Source organism: Sphingomonas sp. PvP018, assembly GCF_017876865.1.
GTDB lineage: Bacteria > Pseudomonadota > Alphaproteobacteria > Sphingomonadales > Sphingomonadaceae > Sphingomonas > Sphingomonas aerolata.
In genome coordinates this window covers 316440-342659 of sequence record NZ_JAGIOU010000001.1, presented here as the reverse complement: position 1 = coordinate 342659, position 26220 = coordinate 316440, and the positions used below count along the sequence as shown (strand labels likewise).

General features: G+C 70.1%; 15 protein-coding genes. 10 read left to right on the top strand and 5 right to left on the bottom strand.

The features are described from left to right. Positions 1-6: 6 nt before the first annotated feature. From J3A66_RS01280 to J3A66_RS01260, 5 genes are all read right to left on the bottom strand, one after another. The gene (locus J3A66_RS01280) at positions 7-1257 is read right to left on the bottom strand and encodes an acyl-CoA dehydrogenase family protein (protein WP_159510546.1); all 1251 of its coding nucleotides are present in this window, start codon (positions 1255-1257) and stop codon (positions 7-9) included. Beyond that, positions 1235-5863 (bottom strand): aminotransferase class III-fold pyridoxal phosphate-dependent enzyme, encoded by a 4629-nt coding sequence (locus tag J3A66_RS01275; RefSeq protein WP_209566623.1) that lies wholly within the window; start codon positions 5861-5863, stop codon positions 1235-1237. Before J3A66_RS01275 ends, J3A66_RS01280 begins: the two co-directional genes overlap by 23 nt. Continuing rightward, positions 5860-6891, bottom strand: a complete 1032-nt coding sequence (locus J3A66_RS01270) for an NAD-dependent epimerase/dehydratase family protein (RefSeq protein ID WP_209566622.1) — start codon at positions 6889-6891, stop codon at positions 5860-5862. Before J3A66_RS01270 ends, J3A66_RS01275 begins: the two co-directional genes overlap by 4 nt. Positions 6892-7003: 112 nt before the next feature. Beyond that, positions 7004-9100, bottom strand: a complete 2097-nt coding sequence (locus J3A66_RS01265) for a GMC family oxidoreductase N-terminal domain-containing protein (RefSeq protein ID WP_209566621.1) — start codon at positions 9098-9100, stop codon at positions 7004-7006. A 17-nt stretch (positions 9101-9117) separates the two neighbouring features. Continuing rightward, positions 9118-9819 carry a hypothetical protein gene (locus tag J3A66_RS01260; RefSeq protein ID WP_209566620.1) on the bottom strand — a complete coding sequence of 234 codons (702 nt, stop codon included), beginning with the start codon at positions 9817-9819 and terminating at the stop codon, positions 9118-9120. 168 nt (positions 9820-9987) lie between these two features. Between J3A66_RS01260 and J3A66_RS01255 the strand changes: the two genes are divergently transcribed. The 10 genes from J3A66_RS01255 to J3A66_RS01210 all read left to right on the top strand — a co-directional run bounded on the left by J3A66_RS01255 (position 9988) and on the right by J3A66_RS01210 (position 26180). Next, positions 9988-11619 carry an AarF/ABC1/UbiB kinase family protein gene (locus J3A66_RS01255; protein ID WP_209566619.1) on the top strand — a complete coding sequence of 544 codons (1632 nt, stop codon included), beginning with the start codon at positions 9988-9990 and terminating at the stop codon, positions 11617-11619. A 4-nt stretch (positions 11620-11623) separates the two neighbouring features. Beyond that, positions 11624-13144, top strand: coding sequence for an AarF/UbiB family protein (locus J3A66_RS01250; protein WP_209566618.1), 1521 nt, complete (start codon positions 11624-11626; stop codon positions 13142-13144). Further along, entirely contained in the window at positions 13141-14124 is a 984-nt protein-coding gene (locus tag J3A66_RS01245; protein WP_209566617.1) for a hypothetical protein, read from the top strand. The genes J3A66_RS01250 and J3A66_RS01245 overlap by 4 nt, the downstream gene beginning before the upstream one ends. A gap of 102 nt (positions 14125-14226) precedes the next feature. Then, on the top strand, positions 14227-14445 hold the full coding sequence (locus J3A66_RS01240; protein ID WP_209566616.1) for a hypothetical protein: 219 nt from the start codon (positions 14227-14229) through the stop codon (positions 14443-14445). Between the two features lie 94 nt (positions 14446-14539). Further along, on the top strand, positions 14540-14869 hold the full coding sequence (locus J3A66_RS01235; RefSeq protein WP_209566615.1) for a hypothetical protein: 330 nt from the start codon (positions 14540-14542) through the stop codon (positions 14867-14869). A gap of 40 nt (positions 14870-14909) precedes the next feature. Continuing rightward, the gene (locus J3A66_RS01230; RefSeq protein WP_031395490.1) at positions 14910-15275 is read left to right on the top strand and encodes a hypothetical protein; all 366 of its coding nucleotides are present in this window, start codon (positions 14910-14912) and stop codon (positions 15273-15275) included. 4 nt (positions 15276-15279) lie between these two features. After that, a complete protein-coding gene (locus J3A66_RS01225) occupies positions 15280-16812 on the top strand; it encodes a PAS domain S-box protein (RefSeq protein WP_209566614.1) in 1533 nt (510 codons plus the stop codon). After that, a complete protein-coding gene (locus tag J3A66_RS01220; RefSeq protein ID WP_209570577.1) occupies positions 16809-17021 on the top strand; it encodes a CsbD family protein in 213 nt (70 codons plus the stop codon). The genes J3A66_RS01225 and J3A66_RS01220 overlap by 4 nt, the downstream gene beginning before the upstream one ends. A gap of 33 nt (positions 17022-17054) precedes the next feature. Then, positions 17055-17933, top strand: coding sequence for a hypothetical protein (locus J3A66_RS01215; RefSeq protein WP_031440047.1), 879 nt, complete (start codon positions 17055-17057; stop codon positions 17931-17933). 243 nt (positions 17934-18176) lie between these two features. Beyond that, positions 18177-26180, top strand: coding sequence for a BapA/Bap/LapF family large adhesin (locus J3A66_RS01210; RefSeq protein WP_209566613.1), 8004 nt, complete (start codon positions 18177-18179; stop codon positions 26178-26180). Positions 26181-26220: the final 40 nt, after the last annotated feature.

Genomic DNA, 26220 nt, shown 5'->3' with positions numbered 1-26220 from the left:
ATATCCTCAGGCCCAGGGTTGCGGCGTGCCGAGCAACTGATTGCCCATGATCACCTTCAGCGTGTCGTCGGAGGGGCCCATCAGCGAACCGGCACGCGCGTCGCGGTAACAGCGCTCGACGAGGTGGCCGCGCTTGTAGCCACTGCCCCCGCAGACCTGCAGCGCGGTATGCGCGACATCGACCGCCATCTCGCTGGCGATGATCTTCAGTTCGGCCAGCTCGACGAAATAGGGATCGTCGGGATTGTCGCGGATGATCTCGTCGAGCAGCCCGGCGGTGTTGAACTCGTTGAACAGGACCACCGCATTGTCCGACATCTGCGCGACCCGCAGCACGGTCGCGCGCGCCTGGTCGATCCGGCAGCGCATCTCGGCGGCATAGCGCTGCACCGTCTCGACGGTGGCGAGCGAGCGTTGCGTATCCGAATGGACGCGCCCCTTCACATGCGCGATCGCGCCGTCGAACGCGGCCGAGGCAAGCCCCAGATAGCAGCTCGCCAGGCCGACCAGGTAGATCGGCAGCGCATAGGCCATCATGAACGAAAAGCCCGTGGTCTCGCCGCCGAGCCGGGCGATCGGCGGGACGTGCACCTGGTTGAAGTGCAGCGGGCGGCTGCCATTGCCGCGCAGCCCCATGCCGTCCCAGGCGCCCTTGGGCTCGATCCCGGTCGCATCGCCATCGACCCAGAACATGCTGAGATCGGTCGCTCCGGCATCGGCGTTGCCGCGTGTCGGGACGAGGTAGAAATCGGCATGGCCCGCCGAGGTGCAGAATGACTTGAAGGAGTCGAGGATGAAGCCGTGGCCGTTCTTGCGCGCATGGCTATCCATGTGCCAGATCCGGTTGCCCGATCCCGGTTCGCTCATCGCGAACGCGCCGAGAAGCTCACCGCGGACGATCGGGGCGATGAACCGCTCGACCTGTTCGGCATCGGCGAGCGCGCACAGCATCGGCAGCGTCGACTGGTGCATCGTGTAGATCATCGCGGTCGACACGCAGCCCTTGGCGAGCGCCTCGGTCACCAGCGCGGCGGTGACGATGTCCCCGCCGCCGCCACCCATCTCGGTCGGGATCATCAGCGCGAGCAGCCCCGATCGCTTGAGCGCGTCGATATTGGCGCTGGGGAAGACCCCGCCGTGATCGATCTCGGCCGCATTGGGGCGCAGCACCTCGCGCGCCAGCGTCTCCGCCTTGCGACACCAGCGTCCCTGCTCCCGCGTGAGCGCGATGCCGTCAAGATTGAGGGCGTTGGGCATATTTTTCCCCTTGGTCATGAAGGTTGTGCGTGCGGCGGGCGCGCCAGTCGGCGGGCTCGAGCGGTCGGCCGAAGCTGGTCGGCGCGGCGATCCGGAAGCCCTGCCGCGCGCCCCAGCCGCGCAGGGCGCGAAGATAGTCGAGCGGTACGCCAAGCCCGATCGGCGCGGCGTCGAACCGGCCTTCGAGCGCAAGGATCATCGGTTCGCACATGCACGCGAACGCGACCCCCGGTGCGAGGCCGAAGCGGATGCCCAGATCGGGCGCGCCGGGCACCGCGACCAGCCCGCCGTCCAGCACCAGCAGATCGGGCCGCGCGGTCGCGGTCGCGCGTCCGATGTTACGTGGCTGCGACACGTCGCACAGGATCGCGTTCGGGCGGAACAGTTCGGGTGCCAGGATCAGGTCCGGACTGGAGGTCGCGGTAAAGACGAGGTCGCAGGCGGCGAGCGCGGCATGGTCCGCGGCAAGCTCGACATCGCCCGCGAGGATCAGCCAGTTGGCGACCGCGGCCGCATCCGCCCCGGTCCTGTCGTGATAGGCGAGCGCGCGGCGCGCCAGGTCGCCGCTCACTCCGTCGCGGCCCGCGATCAGCGCCGCGGCGATCGCCGCCGCCGCCGACCGCAGCCGCGCCAGACTGGCGCGCCGATGCCCCGGATTGCCGACGAGCACGATCCGGCTGACGCGCTCGGCCATCAGATAGGCGAGACCGAGTCCGACCGAGCCCCCGCCGCCGACGATCCCGACGACCGCCTTGTCCAGCGGACGGTCGAGCCGGTCGCACGCCGCCGCCATCGCATCGACCGCGGCGATCGCGGTGTAGCTGTTGCCGGTCGTGACCGGCACCCCCGAGCCGGCAAGGTCGCTGCCGCCGCCGCACGCGATCGAGCAATAGCCGCCCAGCCCGACCACACCCGCGCCGGCGGTCCGCGCGAGCTCGGCCGCCGCGCGGATCGCCGCGAGCCCGCCGGCGCGGTCGCGTGCCAGCGCCTGCGCGGTCCAGGGCACGAGGATGACCGTACCGGACGCGGTGCGATCGTTACCCACGACCGACAGCGTGTTCGCGACGAACGGCGCGATCATGCCGCCGAGCCGGTCGGTCAGTTCGGTCAGCTGCGGCACGGAAAAGCGCGCGAGCGTGTCGTCGATCGCGGCAAAGCCCGCGGCGTCGAGCGGATGCGCGAGGAACGCCCAGGGTGGCGCGTCGTGCTTCGCGACGACGATCGACGGCGCCGACGGACCCGGCGGGGTCCGCGTCTGGCCGATGGCCGATGCGGACAGCGGCGCGTCGAGCAGGTGGTTGACCAGCGCCCCGCCATCCCCCGCCGCTAGCAGCCGTGCGACCTGCCCGACCGCGGCGACGATCAGGTCCGCCTCGGCCTCGGTCAGCGTCAGCGGCGGCTCGATCCGGACGACCTCGCTGCCGAGCAGCGTCGGTGCGACGCGGACGTGACAGACGTTGAGGAGATAGCTTGCGACGAGCGGCGCGAGCATCGCCTGTTCGGCGAGGATATCGAGCAGGCCGTGAGCGGCGGGCGCGGCGCGGCCCGCGGGCAGCTGCAGCCCGAGGAGATAGCCACGCCCGCGAACGCCCAGCCGGGCCGCCGGATAGCGATCCGCCACGCCGCGCAGCCCCGCTTCGAGCCGGGCGCCGCGCTTGGCCACCATATCGACGAGACGCCCGCCATCGGCCGTCAGTCGGGCGAGTGCGGCAAGGCCGACCCGGCAGGCGAGCCCGTTGCCGGCAAAGGTCGAGCTGTGCTTGCCCGCAAATGCCGCGCTGTGGCAGCCCGACGCATAGAGGACCGCGCCGATCGGCAGCACGCCGCCGCCGAGCGCCTTGGCGATGAGCAGGATGTCGGGCGCGACACATTCGACATCGCAGGCGAACATCGCGCCGGTACGCCCGAGCCCGGTCTGGATCTCGTCGACGATCAGCAGCATGCCGTGCGCCCGGCACAGGCTGGCCGCGGCGGCGAGATAGCCGCGTGGCGGCTCGACGATGCCCGCCTCGCCCTGGATCGGCTCGACGATGAACCCGGCATAGCGCGTGCCGGTCTCGGTGAGGACACGCTCGAGCGCGGCGATGTCGCCGAACGGGACATAGTCGACGTCGAGGACGGGCGCGCCGAACGGCGCCTGGAACGTGTCGCGGCCGGTCACCGACAGCGCGCCGAAGGTCTTGCCGTGGAACCCGTTGGTGGTCGAGAGGAAGCCCGGGCGTCCGGTCGCGGCGCGGGCGAGCTTCAGGCCGATCTCGGTCGCCTCGGCGCCGCTGTTCGCAAAGCAGACGTGGCGCAGCCCGGGCGGTGCGATCGCCAGCAGCGCCTCGGCCAGGGCTCCGGCGGCGTCATTCATCGACGGCTGGAAGAGGCTCGGCGCGGCGGCGGTACGTGCCGCGTCGAGCGCCTGCCATATCTCGGGTGGATTATGCCCGAAGGGAAGCGCGCCGAACCCTGCAATCGCGTCGAGGATGCGCGTGCCGTCGTCCCATGTCAGCCAAGCGCCGGCACCGCTCGTGAACGGCCGGTCGAGCCGGAAGCGGCGAAGCAATGCCCCGATCTCGGGGTTGACCAGCGTTTCCCACGGATGACGCCCGGCCGTCGTCCCGGGCGGCGCGGCGCGTTCGGCGGCGATCTCGGCGATGCTCCATCCGCGCAGGAGCCGTTCGAGCGGCAGGTCGATCGTCATCTCCCGCTCGATCGCGGCGCGCAGGTCGGCAAGTTCGAGCGACCCGAGACCGAGCTGGTGCAACGGGCGCTCGACCGCGACGTCCAGATTCGGATCGCCGAGCAGCCGGCGGACATGGCGGACCAACGTTGCGGTCAGCGCGTTGGCGTCGGGGCACGCGTTGGCGGGCAGCGCGACGCTTGCGCCGGCGGCGGGCGCGGATGAGTGCGTAGGCCACGCCGCGATCACCCCCTCCAGCCGCTGGTCGCACCAGGCGTCGCGCACAGCCGCGCGGCGCAGCTTGCCGCTCGACGTCTTGGGCAGCGTGCGACGTCGGAGCAGGACGACGGAGCGGACCGCGATGCCGTGTGCGTCGGACACCGCGGCGCGCACTGCCGCGATCACGGTTTCGGGCGCATCGTTGCCCAGATCGGCAAAGACCTCGGCCGCGACGACCAGCGCATCGGTATCGCCCTCGACCGCAAAGGCCACGACATTGCCGGGGCGGACCGCGGCGTGCGCCGCCTCGACGGTCGCCTCGATATCGTGCGGCACGTGATTGGTCCCGGCGATGATGATCAGGTCCTTGAGCCGTCCCGTGACGACGAGCTCGCCCTGATCGAAAAACCCCGTGTCGCCGGTGCGCAGCCAGCGCGTCCCGGGCTCGCCTGCGATGTGCGCGCCGAACACCGCTTCGCTCTCCGCCGCGCGGCCCCAATATCCGCCGGCGACGCTCGGGCCCCTCACCCAGATCTCGCCGGTGGATCCGGAGGACTGCCGCTCCAGGGTTTCCGGGTTCACGAGCGCGATGTGGTGGCCGGCCGCCGCTGTGCCGCAGGCCGCATAGGCCAGCGTGGGCGACGCTTCTCCGTCCGCGGCGGGCGCGCCGACCATCCGCGGCCCCCCTCCGGCGCGGGTGCCGCTGACGAACACGACGCTTTCGGCCAATCCGTAAAAGGGGCGCAGTGCCGCGGCGTCGAAGCCGACCGGCGCAAAGGCGGCGGCGAACCGGTCGACCGTCGCGCGCCGGACCGGCTCGGCGCCGCTGACAGCGACCCGCCAGTGCCGCAGGTCCAGCCCGTCGCGCTCGCCTGCGGCAACGTGACGTTGACACAGCTCATAGGCGAAATTGGGTGCGCCGCTCCAGACGCCGCGATGACGGGTCAGCGCGCGCAACCAGCGCACCGGCCGGTTGAGGAACGTCTGCGGGGCCATGAGCACGAGCGGATGGCCGCCATACAATGCGAACAGGATGCCGCCCGCCAGTCCCATGTCGTGGAAATGCGGGAGCCAGGTCACGCCCGGCGCACCCGCCGGCAAGTCCATCGCCGCGCCGATCGCCGCGAGGTTCGCAAGTGCCTGTGCGTGCGTGATCATCACGCCCTTGGGCATTCCCGTCGATCCCGACGTATATTGGAGATAGGCGATGTCGTCCGGCGATGGCAGGTCGCGCTGCCCCGGCGCGGGAAACGGCGGTCCGGATGGTCCGGCGGACACCGGGGGCAGCGCGTCGCTGGCGATCCATGTGACCCCCTCGCGAGACGCCGCCGCGGGCAACGCCGCGATGCGATCGCTGGTCGTCAGCGCGAGCCGGGGCGTACAGTCCGCAATCACCGCGGCGGTCGCGGCATAGGCCAGCGTGCCGATCGTCCCGCCGCGTGGGCAGGGCACCGGAACCGCGGTCATGCCGGCAAATCCCGTCGCGAAGAAGCCGATGATGAAGTCGAGCCCGGGGGGATAATAGAGCAGGACGCGGTCGCCGCGGCGGCCGTGCGCGAGCAGGTGCGAGGCGAGCGAGCGCGCGCGTGTTTCGAGCGCGGCGAGGTCGAGGATATCCTCGCTGCCGTCCTCGCGTTCGAACCGGTACCCGGCGCCGGCCGCACCGCCCGGGGACGCCCTGGCGATGAGCAGCTCGACGAGGGTCGAGGCGCCGGTCACTGGCTTGCACCATGCGCGACCGGCTCGCCCGAGATCGTTTCGCGCAGGACGGCGCGACGCGTCTCGGCGATCTGATCGCGGACCCAGTGCACCGCGGGCGATAGCACGTCGCGCGCCGGTCGCGGGCGATAGCCGAGCTCGGCGCGGGCCTTGTCAGACACGACGAACCAGTAGCGGCTGAGATAGTCGAGCAAAACCGGCTCGATTGGCGGCGCCCGTCGGACAAGGCGGCACGCGACCACCGCGCTTCGCAGCAGCGCGAACGGCACGACGACCACGGGTCGGCGGACCGCGGCGATGTCGAGCATCAGCCGGACGATCTGTTCGATCGTCAGATTGTCGCCGCCCAGGATATAGCGCTCGCCGGCACCGCCCCGTGCGAGCGCGGCGACGATACCCGAAGCGACGTCGTCGACATGGACGACCGAGCTGCCGCCCCTCACCGCCAGTGCGGGCCAGCCACTGAGCACGTCGCGGATGCTGCCCGCGGTGATCCAGTCCTGATCGTCGGCGCCATAGGTTTCCGCCGGGCTGACGATCACCGTCTCGAGCGTACCGCCATTGTGGCGGAGGACCGCCTGTTCCGCCGCATGCTTGGCGACCGCATAGTCGAGCCCCGACTGGCCGAGCGTGAACCGGCTGCGCTCGTCGAGCGCGACGGGTTTGCGGGTGCCGTCGATCGCGGCCGTCGAGGAGACATAGACGAGCCGCCGGACACTGGTGTCGGCGAGTGCGGCGAGCAGTCTGAGCGTCCCCTGGTGGATGACGTCATGGACCGCCGGGCCGGTGATCTGGTCCCAGCCGCTCAGCCCGGCGAGATGAATGCAGGCATCACAGCCCTTGACCGCGCGGGCCAGGCTGAACGCATCGAAGAGATCGCCGCGCACCTGCTCGACCGCGAGTCCGCCGAGCCGGCCGATCCGACGGTCGGAGCGGACGAGACAGCGGACCTGGTATCCGTGGTCGAGCAGCCGTCGCACGGTGCGGGCGCCGATGAAGCCGGTACTTCCCGTGACCAGAACCCTCACCACGACCTCCTTCAGAGAAGATCCCACAATATCGGGTTTGCAGGATGTGACATCGCGATGCTGGTCCGTAATGGAGCGCGAGCGTATCAAGCTGCTCCATTATGAATGATCGTCAGGCGACGATGGACTTCGCGGCATAATGGGCGAGCGCCATGACCGTCATCTGCAGATTTACCGTGATAGGCGACGGAATGATGCTGGCGTCGGCGATCCACAACTTGTCGATCCCATGGACGCGCATGTCGAGATCGACGACGCCCTGCGCCGGATCGGGATGGAGCACATTGCCGCCCTGCAGATGCGCGGTCGTGATCTTGAGATACTGGAGCGGGCCGACCGCGCCGAAATAGGCGTCGAGCTCGGCGGGCGAATTGGCCCAGGTCGCATCGAACCGCGTCGAGCAGACGCGGCGTGCGCCGGCGGCGAACATCGCCTGCCCCGCCGCCTTCATCCCCAGCGTCAGGCGATACCAGTCGTCATCGTCGAGCGCATAGGAGATGGTGTAGCCGCTCGACGAGAGATCGGCGTTGATGCTGCCATAGGCGTTCGCGCCGATCACCGGCACCGCCACTGCGACGTCGTTGTAGCGATCGAGCAGGCCCATGAAATCGGGACCCCATTGCGGGGCCTCCATCCCGAGCGATGACGGCGGTCCGAAGGCGGTCTCGATCACCATGCGCTCGCGCGGCATTTCGATCGCATAGCCGACCTGGATCCCGCGGGCGCCATATTGGCGCGTTGCGAACTCGCCGAACACCGGGGTTCCCATATTGCCCGAGAAGCGCTTGCCGACGGTCCGCACCCCGGGCAGCGCGCCCGAAAAGCCGCTGCGGCGCAGGATCTTGGTCGAGGCAAAGGCACCCGCGGCGAGAACGATCCGATCGGCTGCGACCTGAAAGGCGGTGCCTGTGGCATCGCGCGCATAGGCGCCGCGGCACCGCTGCGCGCCCGGTTCGCCGTCGAGCATCAGACCCGTGACGTGCGCGTCCGGGACCAGCAGCGCACCCGCCGCCACGAGCCTTGGCAAGGTCGTCTCGTTCATCGACTGCTTGGCGCCGAACCGGCATCCGGCATTGCACCGCCCGCACCCGATACAGTCGAGGATATTGCACTTCACGGTGGTCGCGGTCTGGCCGATCGCGGCAAATCCGTCCTTCAGCGTCTGCGCCATCGGCGGCATCACCACCGGGTTGACGGGTCGGACGTTGAGCAGGTCGAGCATCGCGTCGTAGCTGGCATCGAGCCGGGCCCAGTCGAGCGTCACGCCGAAACGCTCCCAGCGCTTGACGACCACGTCGTCCCACCAGACGCCCTCGGGCTTCCAGGCGACCGAATTGTTGAGCAGCGTCCCGCCGCCGACGACGCGCCCCTGAACGAAGGTCGTCTTCTCGTCCGCGGACAAAGTGAAGCCGCCGTTCATGTACAGGGACGCGGCGGACTCCATCAGCTTGTCCGGCAGCGCGTCGTTGGGCACCAGCGGCCCGGTCTCGAGGATCACGATCCGCGCCGACGGATCGGCCTGCTGGATGAAATAGGCGGCGGTGGCGCCCCCTGCCCCCGACCCGATGACGAGATAGGTCGTCGAACCGGCCGGTTTGCGCGCGACCTCCGCCAGCGTCCGCCGGCGCTGCATCAACAGCGTCGAGGCGGGCGTACGCTGCGGGTCGGCGAGATCCGGCCCGCTTGGCGGGGTCCAGCTTCGCTGCTGGAACCGCTGATAGTCCAGCCCATTCCAGGTGCGGTCGAGGTCGAGATAGGCACCGCTCAGCAACGTCTTGACCGCGCCGATGACGATGATGCTCTTGATCAGCTGGTCTTCCTCGGCCGCGGCCTGCTCACCAAGCCGTACGAACAGCGTGTCGACGACGCGGGCCCGGCCCGCCGCGGACCGAAAGCAGAAGACGATCCGCAAGACCTGGCTCCAGACCGGCAGGAACAGGCCGAGCAGCAGACGCGCAAGCGGCGAATAGGGCAGTTTTCGCGGAACCCAGAGCGGCATGACGAGCACGCTGAGCGCCGCCTGGACGAAGACCGCGCGCGTCATCATTTTCAACAGCCGATCGAGTTCGCGCACCACCGCGCGACCGTCGGGATCGAGCAGGACATTGCCGGGATTGCGCCCGATCAGCGCGACCGCGAACCGCTCGAGAAAGCCGCGGTTCGCACGCCAATACAGCCAGAGCACCGCCGCGATCACACGCTCGAGCACCGCACCCTCCCGCGCGTCTAGAGGCGACGCTTGCGCGTCGAGGGTGGGCCGGCCGGCGGGGGGCGGTCGCCGACGCGATCGGCGTCGTCCCCGGGCCCGCCCAGGCTCTCGTCGGACGCCGTGCCGTCCTCATGATCGCCCGGATCGGTGTCCTCGCGACCCAGATCGCGGTCGGCATCCTCCGCGTCGTCGAGCGCATTGTCATATTCATCCTGGAAACGCCGGCTGGACCGCGAGACGACGCTCGCGGCGCCCGCCAGCGCGTCGGATACGGCATGGGTGAAACCGGCCACCTCGTCCCCCGCCTCCTCGATCCGGTCGGCGTTCGAGCGGCGCGTCGCATAGGACGGCGACACCCGGTCGGGATCGCGCTCGGCATACTCGTCCTCCCGATCGAGGTCATCGCGATACGCCTCGTCACGGCGGCGGCTGGCGCGCGTGGCGCCGCCGAACAGGTCGAGCGCGACATTGCCAAGGATCGTGACCGCGCCCTTGAAGCTTTCGGCGTTCGCCGCGCTCCAGGCGCGCACCAATGCGTTGACGTCGTTCGCGACGCGATCGGCGACGCGATCGATCGTCTCGACATTCTCGGCAAAGTCACGCGGCGACCGCAGGTCGCGCCGGGATCGGACCCGCGCGCGCCTGACCAGCCGCTCATGCTGCACACGATCACGCCGGTCGCTGTCACCCTGATTTGGTTTGTCAGAACGGTTTGCCATGCCCAATCCTTTCGCGATTTGCAGATTAATGTATCTTGTACTTGCGCCCTGGTGATTTTGATTGGTTCTTGACTATCACGGATCTCGGCATAGTTTAACAAAGGCATTTGAGTACTATCTCCATTGCGGACTAGAACTTCGTCTGAAACCTCCGAAATGGAGCAAGACATGCCGGCGGCGGTCATCGACAGCGACGAAATCGGCGAGCGGCGCGGGGTATCGGCGGTCGGAGCCTGGCATCTGATCGTGACGATCGGCCGCGCGGCATGGCTGACGGCGCTTGCGGTACGGCTGTTCTTCCGGCCCGCGGTACTGCACCTGCTCAAGCGCGACTCGACCGAGGCGGAGGTCGCGCGCGGGTTGCGGCGGCTGCTCGAAGCGGGGGGCGTGACGACCGTGAAGATCGGGCAGTATCTGGCGATACGGCGCGATCTGTTCTCCGCGCTGACGTGCGCGGAACTGTCCCGGCTGCTCGATGCCGTACCGCCGATGCCGGGCGATCGTGCGGCGGCGATCATCGCAGGCGAACTCGGGTCGCCGATCGCGACGTGGTTCGCCGCGTTCGATCCGGTACCGATCGGGGCCGCCTCGATCGCGCAGGTCCATCGCGCAAGGTTGCACGACGGCACCCGGGTCGCGGTCAAGATCCAGCGCGACGGCATCGTCGCGACGATGACCGCGGACTTCCGCCTGATCGCCGCCGCCGCGGCGCTGGCGGATCGGCTGGGGCTGTTTTCCGGCGTCGGCGCGCGGGCGCTGGTCACCGAAATCGCCGCCTTCACGATGCGCGAGACCGATTTCCGGATCGAGGGCCGGACCGCAAATCGCATCGCCGCGGATCCCGAGCGCGGCGTCCGCATCCCGCGGATCCACTGGACGCTGAGCACGCGGCGCGTGCTGGTGATGGACCTGATCGTCGGCGTGCCGCTGGCACGCGTCATCGCGCGCGGCGGCGAGGCCAAACGCCTGCGGATCACGCCAGCGGTGATCGCCGAACGACTGTGCGAGGCGTTTCTTCGCCAGCTGTTCGTCACCGGCTTCTTTCACGGCGACCCGCATCCGGGGAACGTCATGATCCAACGCGGCGGTGGAATCGCGCTGATCGATTTCGGCATTTTCGGTGAGATCTCGGGCGCGGACCGGCTGACGCTGGCGGCCTATGTCGAGAATCTGGCGCTTGGCCGGATCGAGGCGGCGTTCGACTGCTATGCGGCGCTCGTCACCCTCGCGCCGACGACCGATGTCGCGGCCTATCGGCGCGCGACGCAGGCGATCCTGCGCGGCTGGCACGAGGCCGCAACCGATCCGGCGACCCCGGTGGAGCGCCAGCTGACGGCCTATTACCAGGGCCTGATGTTCGAGGTGATGCGGCGGCACCGGGTCCGGCTGGCGCCCGAGCATCTCCTGTTCTGGCGCGCGCTTGGCCTGCTGGATTCGACCGCGCATCAGCTGCCGGGGCGGTTCGACCTGCTGGCGGCGGTGCGCCGCTTCTTCGCGGATATCCGCCCGGGCATCGGCGTGCGCGGCGCGTCCGCGGTCGGCGGCCTCGTCGACTATGTCCGCCTGACACGTGGGGAGGCTGCGCGCGCCGTGGCGGCGGTGACGCGACGTCCGGCAATCCCGATCGTCGCGCGGCTGCCTGGTGGCGACGATGCCCGCGCGGTCGCGCTCCCGCTCGCCGCGGTCGCGCTGGCGCTGCATGCCGTCGCCTTGCCCCTTGGAACCGCGGCCGGCGTGGTTGCGGGCGCGGCGGCGCTCGTCGCGATCGGCGGCCTGCGCGCGCTATGGACCGGGGGCTGATCGCGTGGCGGCGACCGCGCAGCAGGCCGCGGTGCGGCTCGCCCGGCTGGGCCACGGCGGGGTGCGTCTCTCGCAGCTGATGGCGCTGCGGATCGATCTGTTCGACCGCGAGACGATCCGGGCGCTCACGCTGCGCCACCCCGTCGAGGTCCGACCGCCGGCCCAGGCCCTCACGCTGATCGCGACGGAGCTCGACCAGACGCTCGACGCGGTCCTGCCGGTCTGGACCGCCGGTGCGACCGGGAGCAATCCGTTATGCTGGACCGCGTTCGGTCGGCGTGCGGACGGGCGCGACGTCCTTCTGCGCGTCGCCCTGCCCGAACGCGCGCCCGACAGTGCGGCGATCGACGCCGCGATCGCCATCGTCACCCCGCTGCTTCGACCCGGTGTCGATCGCGAGCGCGCAGCGACGTCGCTGGCGCGGGATCTGCACCGCTGGATTGCCGCCGATCTCGACATTCCCGGGCAACGGCGCCGGATGCTCGCGTGGCGACGTCGCGCGCTGACGCGGACCGGGATTGTCGTCCCGCGGATTGCTACGCCAGCTGCCGCGCATGTGATCGGCGTCACACCGCTGGCCGGGTTGCCCCTCCCCCAGGTCGAGCAGCTCGTCGCGCGCAACGACGTGGCGGCGCTGGACTGGCACGACATCGACGCGCCGACCGCCGCGCAACGGCTGATCGAGGCGGGACTGGAACGGCTCTTCATTCATCACGAAGCGCCGGTCGACCCGCGCCCCGCATCGCTGCTCATCCTGCGCGAAAGCCGGATCGGCCTGGGCGATCTCGGCGCCGCCGAGCCATTGTCGCGCGCGCTTCAGCAGGCGCTGCCCCGGTTCGTCCGCGCGTTGCTGTCGGGCGATCCGGCCCGACTGTCCAGCGAGGCAGTGGCGCTGTTCGAGGCGGGGCCGGTGGCGGATGCCGCGGCCTATGCGCGTCACGTCACGACGCTGGAGCGGAGGATGCGGGATCGGCGCGACGGCGGCTGGATCGAACGCGCGCTGGCCGACGGGCTCGCTGCCGCAGGGCCGTGCGGGTTTCGCGTGCCCGCCGATCTTCTGGCGGCGCTACGCTGGATGACCGCTCTTGCCGCCAGCGCCTGCCGGCTCGACCCGGCGGTCGACCTTGCCGCGATCACCCAGCGCTTCATGATGCGGCGTAGCATCGAGACACTGTTCGAAGCGCCCGACAGCCATGCGATCGCGGTCGGGCTGCTCGACGAAATCGAACCGCTCGCGACGCTGCCCCGCCGGATCGACCAGCTCCTGTCACAGGCGACCGCGCCGCAATACCGCGTGCCCGTAGATCTACGCGAACCGCCGGCCGACCGCGCGGTACGGCGGGATCAGCGGCGGCTGATCGGCGTCGCGATCTTCTGGGTCGGCTGTGCGGTGCTGCTGCTGGTGCCGCATCCAGCCGCCGATCGCTGGCCGGCATGGGCGTCGACCGCACTGACGGCCACGCTCTGGAGCCTGGCAGCGCTCAGCGCGACGGGCTTTGTCCAGCTCTGGCGGCGGTCGGCGTGAGCGCGTTCGGCGAGGCCGCGTGCGCCGCCGAACAGGCCGGCAGCACAGCGCTGGCGGCAATGCTGCGCGCAAGTGCCTCGTTGCTGGCCGGCGACAGCGAGTCTGCCGCCCTGCCGCGCGACGTCGTCATGCGTCTCCACCGCGATGCTTGGGAGATGCAGGCCCGGCTGTCGCAGGTCGCCGCGGTGCCGGGTATCGATGCGGCATTCGGCGATGTCGTGCTCCTCGCGCGCGACCTTGGCGAACGTCTGGTTGCGCTGATCGCGCTGGTCGACACACTGGTCGACGAAGCCGAGCGGCTGCACGGCACGCAGGCGGGCCGGGGTCGCTACAAGCGCCAGCAGGTCAAGGCCGCGCTCCTCTATGCCGCACGGCGCGGCGGGTACGACATTCCCTGGGTCCCGAGCCTGCTCGAGCCGGCGGTGTTCTCGCTCGGCGCCGATCTGCTGATCGATTTCACGGTGGCGCACGTCAACCAGAACGCGCTGTGGGACACGGACCAGCTCGCCGACGCGCGGCTCGGCATCCGCGCGCGGATCGCGAGCCCGCCGCTGCTGCTGCTGCGCCAGCTTCTCGACCGCGCGGCCGCATGGCTCGCCGGACTGGCATGGCGACTCGTGCTCGGCGCGAACCAGCTCTCGCCCGGGCTGCGCGTGATCGTCGACCGTGTCGCGAGCCGGGATGCGGGGGCGCTTGCCGCGGTGGCCGAGTTGCGGACGCTGATCACGGACAATCCGGGCCTGGTGCGCAGCCTCGCCGCGGTCTTCGCGATCGGCACGCAGCAGGCGGAGGTGTTCGTCCATCTGTCGGGCGCGCAGAAGCAGGCCTATGTCCGCGCGCTCGTCATGATCGTCCTGCGCCAGCATGGGCTGGCCGGCCGATCCGTGCTGCTAGACCGGATCATCGAACAGGTCGTGACGGTCGGGATCGACGCGACGGTGGCGATCTTCAACCGGCGGGGTGGCTTCCGCCGCGCGTGAGGGCGACCGCCGGACGGGCGCGGCGCCGACTGGGATATCTACCCAGTGCACTGGTCCTTTCCGATCACGCGGCGGTGGCGCTGACGGCCTAAGGTCGCGGCGATGACCATTGAGAAAAGCAGGACGATGACGGATCAGGACGACGACCGGCCGCCCCACACCGGCGATGCCGGAGAGGACGCCTATTTCCACGCGCGCGCCGACTGGCATGAGCGGCGCGCCAGCGTGGCGATCGATGCCAGCACGGTGACTCTGCATCGCCGTTTCGCGCGATTGTACCGGGCGCGGGCAGCCGATCCTCTAGTATATGAGTACCCATGATTAGCGCATAAATACCAGGAACTTACGTCCCGTTTCACGCTTTATGCGTCCGATCCGGGAGCAGTTGCGCTCTTGGAATGTCGGGAGTCCGATCATGAAAAGCCTGTCTGCGACGATCGCCTCGCTTGCGTTGATGACGGGAGTCGTCGGCTGTTCGGCACCGGCGACGCGCATATCCTCGGGGTTGCAGCGCTACGGGCTCGACGCGCCGCGTGCGGATTGCGTCGGCGAGCGGCTCCAGTCGCGCCTGTCGCTCGGGCAGCTCCAGCGGCTCGGCAAGGCGGCCGCGGCGTATCGGCAGAACGACACGACGCCGGGGGCGCTGACGCCGTCCGACCTGATCCGTGTCGCCTCCGAACTGCGCGACCCGGCGATCGCGCTCGAGGTCGGCAAGGCCGCGGCAGCCTGCCGTGTCCTGCCCTGAGCCGAATTGACGTTTCCCCACTTTCGAGAAGGACAAGACGATGAACAAGGACGAATTCCAGGGCGGCGCACGCTATGTCGGCGGCAAGGTCGAGAAGACGATCGGCGATACCGTCAGCAGCCGTGACTGGCAGGTCGACGGGGTCGTCGATCAGGTCGCAGGCGGCGCACAGAACCTCTATGGCCGCGCGAAGTCCGCGGTCGCCGATGCCGTCGATGGCGCACCGGAGCTCGCCGACAAGCTCGGCAGCGACGCTCGCGAGGCCGCCGACCGCGCCGGCCAGCTGGCGCGACAGGGCGCGCGGACCGTGCAGGAGTCGGCCGAGGACGCACCTTTGCTCTGGGCACTCGGCGCCGCCGCGATCGGCTATGGCCTGGCCTGGCTCGTCCACGGCCAGCGCGACTGATCCGATGACCGCCGCCCCCGCCCTCAAGTCGCTGCGCGACTCCGCCGATCTGCGCCATCTGCGCCAGATCATCGCGGGGCTCGACGAGGGCGTGATCCTGATCGATCCGGACCAGTCGATCCTGTGGGCGAACGCTGCGGCGCTCGCGATGCACGGGGTCGACGCGGTCGAGGATCTGGGGGCGACGGTCGACGCCTATCGGGCAAAGTTCCAGTTGCGCTATCGCAACAACCACCGGTTGGGCGAAGACGACTATCCGATCGAACGCGTCGTATCGGGCGAGGCGTTTTCGCAGGTGGTGGTCGAGGTGGCGGTCGCGGGCGAGGACAGCCCGCGCTGGGTCCATCAGGTCCGCAGCCTCGTCCTCACCGACGACCAGGACGAGCCCGAATGCCTCGTGCTCGTCATTCAGGACGTCTCGGCGCAGTTCGAGGCGGAGGACCGTTTCGAGCAGTCGTTCAACGCGAACCCCGCGCCCGCGGTGATATGCCGGCTGTGCGATCTGAAGTTCGTGAAGGTCAATCAGGGTTTTCTCGACATGACCGGGCATGAACGCGACGGGGTCCTCGCGCACACGCTCTACGATCTCGACATCCTCGCGCATGCCGACAAGCGCGACGTGGCAAAGCAGCGGCTGTGCGAGGGGCGGACGATCCCGCAGATGGAGGCCGAGCTCGACCTGCCCGCAGGCGGTACCAAGCTGGTGATCGTCGCAGGCCAGCCGATCGATCTGGCCGAGCAGGCGTGCATGCTGTTCACCTTCGCGGACCTCGAACCGCGTCGCAAGGCGGAGACCGCGCTGCGCCACAGCGAGGACCGGTTCACGCGTACCTTCTCGCTCGCGCCGGTCGCGCTGGCGATCGGCACCCGCGACGGCCACCGGCTGTGCGACGTCAACGAGGCGTTCACCGAGCTGACCGGCTATACGGCGGCGGACATCGTCGATCGGCCGCTCGGGGTCGTCGATCTGTGGGAGACCGGTGCGATCCAGCACGAGATCGAGGGCGAGATCGCCGCCGACCGGCCGATCCGCGACCGCGAACTGCGGCTCCGATTGAAATCGGGTCAGGTGATCGACGGGATCGTCTCGAGCGAACCGATCCAGCTCGGCGGCGAACCGTGCATGCTGTGGGCGATGCGCGACATCAGCACGCGCAAGGCATCCGAGCGCGAGCTGGTCCATGCGATCGAGGCGGTGATGCAGGATACGAGCTGGCTCAGCCGGTCGATCATGGAGAAGCTGGCGCGGATCCGGACGCCGCAGGCCGATCCGGTCGGCGTCGGGCTCGACGAGCTCACTCCGCGCGAGCGCGAGGTGCTGGCGCTGATCTGTCGCGGGCTCGACGACAAGTCGATCGCGCGGACCCTCGACGTCTCGGGCAATACGGTGCGCAACCATGTCGCGCGGATCTATTCGAAGATCGGGGTCAACCGCCGCAACGCCGCCGCAGCCTGGGCGCGCGCGCGCGGCTTTGACGGAGACTCGCTGCCCGCGCGTCATCCGGCCGATGCGGCAAGCAAGGAGGTCGCAGCATGACCGACGACACGACACCAGGCGGCAAGGCCGGCAGCAGGACCGGACGCGCGCGCCAGGCCAAGGGCTCCGTCCAGGAGGCGATCGGCAAGATCATCGGCGACCCCGGTGTCGAACGCAGCGGCCGCCGCGAAAGCAAGGCCGGCGCGAAGCAGGCCCAGGCCGAGCCGCATGAAGCGGACCATTCCATCGACCGCGACGGAGCCGACTGACGCCGTCGCGGGCACTATTCAACAGGAGCATCTATGACGATCACCACGACACCCGGCGTTCTGCCGGCCGACGACCTGCGTCTTGCGAAGACGCCAAGCCGCATATCCTGGGGGGCGATCTTTGCCGGCGTCGTCCTCGCGATCGCAGTCCAGCTCGTGCTGGGTATTCTCGGCACGGGCATCGGCCTGACGCTGGTCGACCCGGTCGAGGGTACGACGCCGGGCGCTGCCGGCTTCGGCATCGGTGCCGGGCTGTACTGGATCGTCACGACGATCATCGCGCTTGGCGCGGGCGGCTATGCCGCGGCGCGTGTCGCCGGGGTCCATGACCGGTTCGACGGGCTCGTCCACGGGCTCGTGGTCTGGGGCGTGACGCTGATCCTGACGCTGTACCTGCTGACCTCGGCGGTCGGCGGGATCATCGGCGGCGCCTTCCGCACCGTCGGCTCGGTTGCAACCGCAGCCGGGACCGGGATCGGAGCTGCCGCGCCCAAGGTCGCCGACGTCGCCGGCGTCGATACGGGCGACGTCCGCGAAGAGGCGGCCGCCTATCTGTCGGACGCACCGTCGGATCCTGCACAGATGACGGCGGAGCAGGCGCAGAAGGAAGTCGCCAAGCAGCTTCCCGCACTCGCCCGTGGCGGGCCGGACGGCGCGCGTGCCGAGAGCCGCATCGTCGACATCGTCGCCGCGCAGCGCAAGATCGCCCGTCCCGAAGCCCAGGCTCAGGTGACGCGCGCCAAGGCACAGTTCGTCAAGACCAAGGACGAGACGATCGCGACCGCCAAGTCGGCGACCGACACCGCCGCAGGGGCCGCTGCGGGCACGTCGTTCATGGTGGTGATCGCGCTGCTGATCGGTGCCGCCGCCGCAGGGGCCGGCGCGACCGCCGCGACGCGTCGCCGCATCTGATCGCGATACGCCGAGCCTGACTGGGGCGCTGCCGGATCCTCCGGCGGCGCCTTTTTTTTTGGCCGGCGCGCTGCCGTGCCATGACCTTGGCCGCGGAATTGATTCCGATAGCGGAATGGTTGCGGCCCCCCGACCGCGCCGCGCTTTGTCCCTCTCGAGAAGCCAGCAGTTTCGAAGGTCGTCGACGTGCCCGCTGGGACCGTCGGCACCGCCGCGCCGCTGACCCGCACAGGAGGATGAAGCATGGACGTACACGTCATCTCGAAAGCAACCGGGGCCGTCACGCGCGTATCGGGAGAGGCCGTGAGCCTCGATGCGCCGAGCGTCGTCCGGCTCGACCTTGCCCGCTCCGAAGTTGCGGGGTTCGAGCGTGAGGGCAATGCGCTCATCGTCCGGCTGACCAATGGCGACCATGTCGAGGTCGCCAATTTCCATCCTGAAGATGCCGGGGTCGCACCGCATGATCTCGTCCTGAACGAACCCGGCGGCACCATGTGGCAGGCGCGCGTCGCGCCGGGCGCGCCGCGCTTCGTCCCGCTCGAGGATCCCGAGGACCTTGTCGCGGCGGCGGGCGGCGGCGGTGGCGCCTCGCTCGCGCTGCCCGCTGCCCTGCTGGGCGGGGTGGTCACGGCAGGCGGCGCGGCGGCGGCACTGGGCGGCGGCGGCGGCTCGGATACCCCCGCGACCCAGCCCGATCCGGCCACCCCGCCCGTCACCACCCCACCTGTGACGACCCCGCCCGTCATCACCCCGCCCGACACGACACCCCCCGCCGCTCCGAGCGTCACGATCGCAAGCGACGGCACGGCCGTCACCGGGCTCGGCGAGGCCGGCGCGACGGTCATCGTGCGCGATCCCGCGGGCATTGTGATCGGCAGCGTCGTCGTGGCGGCGGACGGCAGCTTCACGGCACCGCTGTCTCCAGCGCAGGCCAATGGTGGAAATCTTGCCGTCACGCAGACCGATGCTGCCGGTAACGTATCCCCCGCCGTGCAGATCACTGCGCCCGATACCACAGCTCCCGGTGCACCCGAGGCGGCGATCGACGCTGGTGGCGCGACTGTCACCGGGCGCGGCGAAGCGGGCGCGACCGTCACGGTACGTGATGCTGCGGGCAATGTGATCGCCAGCGTCGTCGTGGCAGCGGACGGCAGCTTCGCTACGCCGCTGTCGCCCGCACAGGCCAATGGCGGCAGCCTTGCCGTCACGCAGACCGACGCAGCGGGCAATATCTCCCCCGCCGTGCAAGTCGCTGCGCCCGATACCACTGCACCCGGCGCGCCCGAGGCAGCGATCGACGCTGGTGGCGCGACCGTCACCGGGCGCGGCGAAGCGGGTGCGACCGTCACGGTTCGCGACGCTGCGGGCAATGTGATCGGCAGCGTCGTCGTGGCGGCGGACGGCAGCTTCGCTGCGCCACTGTCACTCGCTCAGTCCAATGGCGGCAGCCTTGCCGTCACGCAGACCGACGTTGCGGGCAATGTCTCCCCCGCCGTGCAGGTCGCTGCGCCCGATACCACCGCACCTCGCGCGCCCGAGGCAGCGATAGACGCTGGTGGTGCGACCGTCACCGGGCGCGGCGAAGCGGGCGCGACCGTCACGGTCCGCGATTCTGCCGGCACCGTAATCGGAACCGTTGTCGTGGCGGCGGACGGCGGCTTCACTGCCTCGCTGTCGCCCGCGCAGGCGAATGGCGGCAGCCTTGCCGTCACGCAGACCGACGCAGCGGGCAATGTCTCCCCCGCCGTGCAAGTCGCTGCGCCCGATACCACTGCACCCGGCGCGCCCGAGGCGGCGATCGATGCTGGTGGTGCGACGATCACCGGTCGGGGCGAAGCGGGTGCGACCGTCACGGTGCGCGACGCTGCGGGCATTGTGATCGCAAGCGTCGTGGTGGCGGCGGACGGTAGCTTCGCTGCGCCACTGTCACCGGCGCAAGCCAATGGCGGCAGCCTCGCCAGCACGCAGACCGATGCAGCGGGCAATGTCTCCCCCGCCGTGCAGGTCGCTGCGCCCGATACCACCGCACCTGGCGCGCCCGAGGCGGTGATCGACGCTGGTGGCGCGACCGTCACCGGGCGCGGTGAAGCGGGTGCGACCGTCACGGTGCGTGATGCTGCTGGCATTGTGATCGCCAGCGTCGTCGTGGCGGCGGACGGCAGCTTTACTACGCCGCTGTCGCCCGCGCAGGCGAGTGGCGGCAGCCTCGCTGTCACACAGACCGATGCTGCGGGTAATGTCTCCGCTGCGGTGCAGATCGCGTCGCCCGACCTCACCGCGCCGGTGACCCCCGCCGCTGCGGTGAACGGCGACGGGACGCTGCTCAGCGGCACCGGCGAGCCGGGCGCGACCGTGACTGTGACCGACGCCAATGGTGTCGTTATCGGCACCGCGACCGCCGGGACGGGCGGCGGCTTTACGGTGCCGCTGTCGCCGGCGCAGACCAATGGCGAGACGCTGGGCGTCAGCCAGGCGGATGCGGCGGGCAATGCCTCGCCCGTGGTCGGGGTGATTGCGCCCGACCTCACCGCGCCGGCGGCACCGACGATCGCGCTCGACGGCACCGGCACGATCGCGACCGGCACGGGCGAGCCGGGTGCGACCGTCACCATCACCGGCGAGGACGGCGTTGTGCTCGGAAGCGGAAGCGTCGACGCCGGCGGACGCTATGAAATCACGTTGCGATCGGCGCAGACCGATGGTGAGCGGGTCGAGGCGGTCCAGAGCGACGCCGCGGGCAACGTGTCGGGCACGGCGAGCACGATCGCGCCCGACTTCACCGCGCCGGCGCAGCCAGTCGCCGCGATCAACGGGGACGGGACGCTGGTGACGGGGACGGGCGAACCTGGCGCGCAGATCGTGGTCCGCGACCTTGCCGGCACCACGATCGGCACCGCGCAGGTCGGGGTCGACGGGCAATATAGCGTGCTGCTCGACCCGGCACAGGCGAATGGCCAACGGCTCGCGGTGATCCAGACGGACGCCGCAGGCAATGCCGCGTCCCCACTGTCGCTGATCGCCCCCGACGTGACCGCGCCGGCGGCCCCGGCTGCCGCGCTCGATGCGACGGGGACGATCTTGAGCGGCACCGGCGAGCCCGGCGCCCGGATCTCGGTCCGCGACGCGAACGATACCGAGATCGGCGTGGCGATCGTGGATTTGCGCGGCAATTACGATGTCGTGCTCGTCCCGCCGCAGATCGACAGCCAGCTTATCTCGGTCGTGCAGGCGGATGCCGCCGGCAATGTCTCGCCCGCCACCGCGCTGATCGCACCCGACCAGACCGCCCCGCCCGCGCCGACTGCGACCGTCGCCGCCGATGGTGCGAGCCTGACCGGAACCGGAGAAGCGGGTGCGACGCTGACGGTGCGCAGCCCGGTCGGGGCGGTGATCGGCACGGTCATCGTCGCGGGCGATGGCAGTTATACCGTAACGTTGACTCCGCCGCAGATCGACGGGGAAACGCTGAGCGTGCAGCAGGTCGATGCCGCGGGCAACGCCTCGCCCCAGGCGACCGCTGTCGCGCCCGATCTGGTCGCCGATCTCGGCCCCGATGCACCGACCGCGACGATCGCCATCGACGGCAGCGCCGTGACGGGGAGCGCGGTAGCGGGCGCGACGGTCACGCTGTTCGATGCCGATGGGGTGGTGATCGCGACGGGTCTCGCCGCGGGCGACGGACAGTATAGCATCGCGCTCGTCCCTGCGCTGCGTGACGGCGAGACGATCCGCGTGACCCAGACCGACGGCGACGGCAATGTCTCGCCCCCCGCGACCGCGATCGCGCCCGACCTGACCGCGCCCGACGCCCCCAGCGCGGTGCTCGACCAGACGGGCACAGCGCTGACCGGGACTGGCGACGCCGGCGCGGCGATCACGGTGCGCGATGCCGACGGCACCGTGATCGGCACCGCGACAGCGAACGCCGCCGGCGCCTTTGCGGTGATCCTCGATCCTGCGCAGCGCGATGGCGGGACGCTCGCGGTGACGCAGGCGGATGCCGCGGGCAATGTCTCGGCGCCTGCGCTGGTCGCGGTGCCCGACGTCACCGCCCCTGCAGCGCCGACGGCGACCGTCGAGGGCGATGGCAGCCTCCTCGTCGGCACGGGTGAGGCCGGTACGATCGTCACCGTGCGCGATCCATCCGGCACCGCGATCGGTACCGCGACCGTCGCCGCCGATGGCGGTTTCCGCGTCGCGCTCGACCCCGCCCAAGCGGTTGGCGAGACGCTGAGCGTGACGCTGACCGACGCGGCGGGCAATGTGTCCGCACCCGCCACCGCGATCGCCCCCGACATCACCGCGCCCGGCGTGCCGACCGCGACGATCAGCGGGGACGGTTCGGTCGTCACCGGATCGGGCCAAGTCGGCGCCACCGTGACCGTCACCGCGCCCGGCGGAGCGACCCTTGGGACCGCCATCGTAGCCGCCGACGGCGCCTATGCCGTCGCCCTCACCCCCCCGCAGCTCGACGGCGAGGCGCTGTCGGTCGTCCAGGCCGACCGCGCGGGGAATATCTCCGCCCCGGTGGGTCTGCTCGCTCCCGACACCACCGCACCCGACGCCCCCACCGCGACGATCAGCGGCGATGGCAGTATCGCGACCGGTACCGGCGCCCCGGGTGCGACGATCAGCGTCACCAACGCGGCGGGCATCGTGATCGGTACCGCGATCGTCGCGGAGGACCGGAGCTATGCCGCAACGCTGACCCCGGCGCAGGCCAATGGCGAGAGGCTCGGCGTGACGCAGGCCGACGCGGCGGGCAATGTCTCCGTGTCGACTGGCGTGACGGCCCCGGACATCACCGCGCCGCCTGCGCCCGTCGCGATGCTCGACGCCAGCGGATCGGTCGTCATGGGCACCGGCGAGCCCGGCGCGACGCTGACGGTCCGCGATGCTTTTGGTACGCCGCTGGGAACCGCGATCGTCACCGCGCAAGGTGATTATAGCGTCACGCTCGCGACGCCGCAGATCGACCGCCAGACACTCAGCGTGTCGCAGGCCGATGCCGCGGGCAATCCGTCGCCCGCGACCACGCTGACCGCCGCCGACCTGACCGCGCCGGCCGCGCCGCTGGCCACCGTCGCGCCCGATGGACTCACGCTCACCGGTACGGGCGAGGCGGGAGCGACGGTGACCGTCCGCGATCCGCTGGGCCGCGTGCTGGGTCAGGCCGTCGTCCAGGGCGACGGCACCTATACGGTGCCGCTCGATCCGGCGCAGACCAACGGCGAAGTGCTGGGGGTCGACCAGCGGGACGTTGCCGGAAACGGCTCGCCCATCGTGACCGCGACCGCACCGGACCTCGTCGCCGATACCACGCCCGATGCGCCGAGCGCCGCGGTCGACCCGGATGGCGCTGCGGTGGCGGGGACGGCGAATGCCAGTGCCGCGATCATCGTCTATGACGCGGTCGGGACGATCATCGGCACCGGCGTCGCCGGTCCGGACGGAGGCTACCGGATCGCGCTCGTCCCCGCCCGGATCGACGGCGAGACGGTCCGCGTCACGCAGACCGACGCGGACGGCGACGTCTCGCCGCCCGCCACCGCGGTCGCGCCCGACCTGACCGCCCCCGCCGCCCCGACGGCAATCCTCGATCTGACGGGAAGCGTCGTCACGGGCACGGGCGAGCCGGGCGCGACGATCACGATCCGCGCGGCCGACACGACCAGTCTGGGCACCGCGATCGTTGGCGCGAACGGCGCCTATGCAGTGACGCTGACGCCGGCGCAGACCGATGGCCAGACGCTGGCCGCGACACAGGCTGACGCTGCGGGCAATGTCTCGACGCCAATCGCGCTGGTAGCGCCCGATTACACCGCCCCCGCCCTGCCCGTCGTCACGATCGCACCGGACGGCAGCACGGCAACCGGGATCGGCGAGCCGGGTGCGACCGTGACGATCCGTCTCGGTGCCGTCATCCTGGGCACTGCGCAGGTGGCCGCGGATGGCAGCTACACCGCGCAGCTGAGCCCGGCGCCGGTCAACGGCGAGACGCTGTCGGCGAGCCAGGCCGATCCCACCGGCAACGTCTCGGCCATCGCGACCGTCGCGGCGCCCGACATCACCGCCCCGCCGCCGCCGATCATTTCGGCGATCACCAACGATGGCACGACGCTGACCGGGACGGGCGAGGTCGGCGCACGGGTCGAGGTTCGCGGTCCCGATGCCACGCTGATCGGTGTCGCGACCGTCGATGCCGAGGGCCGCTATACGGTCACGCTGGCGCCGGCACAGGCGGCGGGCGGGACGCTGAGCGTCACCCAGGCCGATACCACGGGGAATGTCTCGGTCCCGGCCAGCATCGCCGCCCCGTTCGACATCGCCGCGTTCGGCAATGTCGACGCCGCCGGACTCGATCTCCTGCCGACCACGGCCCCGGTCGATCTGGGCAGCGCCCGCTATCTCGCCCTTGTCTCGCTGGGCCTCGTCAACCTCGACGCCGAGGTGCTCGCGGTCCGCAACGTCCGCTTCTCGGTGGCGGAGGGCCACAGCCTGGATGCACGGTTTACCTATGACGCGGCGGTGTCGATCGGCGTCGCCAGCGACTATGCGGTGGTCGTGCAGCGGCTGGTGGGGACGCAATGGGTCGCGGTCACCGGCAGCGGGCCGGCCTCGCTGCTCGAGATCGGTCTGCTCAACGGCAATCTCAGCGCGACCGAGACGCTGGGACCGGGCGTGTACCGGGCCTTCCTGACCTTCCAGGGAACGGCGGGACTTGGGCTGCTCGGCGATCTGTCGGTCGCCGGGATCGATTCGGACTTCACCGACATTGCCGGTGCAACGCCGATCGCGGCGACCGGCAACGTCATCACCGACGCGGGCCCGGGTGGCGAGATCGACGTCACGGGCCCCGGAACCCGCGTCGCCAGCGTCACGGTCAACGGCGTGACGACCGACGTCGGACCGGACGGGAGCAGCGTCACCGGCACCTGGGGCAGCCTGAGGATCAACCCCGACGGCAGCTACAGCTACACCCCCGTCGCGAATGCCGGCGCGATCGGGCGGACCGAGACCTTTACCTACACGCTGGTCGACCCGACCGATGGCGAGCGTGAAACCGCGACGTTGACGATCGCGATCGGGAGCCCGGACATCACCGGCGCACCGCTTGCGGTCGCCGACCAGGCGTTTGCCGACGTGACGTTCCAGAACGTCGTCACGACGCTGCCGCCCGCACGGACGTTCGACTTCCCGTCGACCGGGACCATCCTGACGGGGCAGGTCACCGGCACGGGCACCGGCAGTTTCACCGTCGCCCCCGCCGCGGTGTCGGATATCACGATCGTCGCCGCACGAACGGGCGGGCTGCTCTCCGTACTGCCGGCCTATACCGTCAGCGTGCGGAACGCCGAGGGAGTCGTCGTTCGCACCGGCACCATCAATACGGCGTTGAACCTGGGGCTCGGCGGCGTCGCGACCTTCACCTTCGACGACCTGCCCAGCGGCAGCTATTCCTACCAGGTCAGCAGCAATGCTGCGCTGAGCGTCGGGAGTTTCGGCACCACGGTCTCGCTGGGCTCGAGCACCTTGTTCCTCAACGATTACACGCTGGCGACGCGCGAGACCGCGACGGGCAATCTGCTCGACAATGACACGACCAACACCGGCTTCGCGGCGATCCGCGTCGGTCGCGGCAGCGGTTTTGCCGAGATCGGCGAAACCCCGGTCACGCTGACCGGCCGATATGGCACGCTGCAAATCGATGAGACCGGGGGCTATGCCTATCAGCCCAGCGCGACGCTCGGCTTCTCCGCAGTCGATCTCACCGACAGCTTCACCTATCAGCTCGTCCAGCCCAATGGCGTGCTGTCCACCGCGACGCTGACCGTGACGATCGACGTCCCCGCCGACGGACCCGCCGCCGCGGCGGGCTTCGCATCGATCGCATCGGACGCGAGCGGCTTCGCGGAGCTGACGGCGCTGGTGGAGACCGGGGACCTCGACGTCATCCCGCTCGACGCTCTGACAGTTCCGAGCGTCGAATCGGGCGCGTTCGCGGCGGCCGGGCCGGTGATCGGGCTCGCCACCTATGATCTGTTCGAGGGTCAGGGCGAGTTGGAGGACGTGCTGTCACAGTATCTTGCAGCAGAACCGCAAGCATCGATCGGAGAAGAGCCCGATACGGTTTCGTTCGATCCGATCGTTGTCACGGAAATCGCCACCGTCGTCGATCCGTTCGACTACCTCGCCACTATCCCGGATCAGGACCAGAACGGACTAGTCACCAGTCATGTTGTATAAGCATTCGAAACTGGTCTTTTCTAGAACCATTTCAGCAACT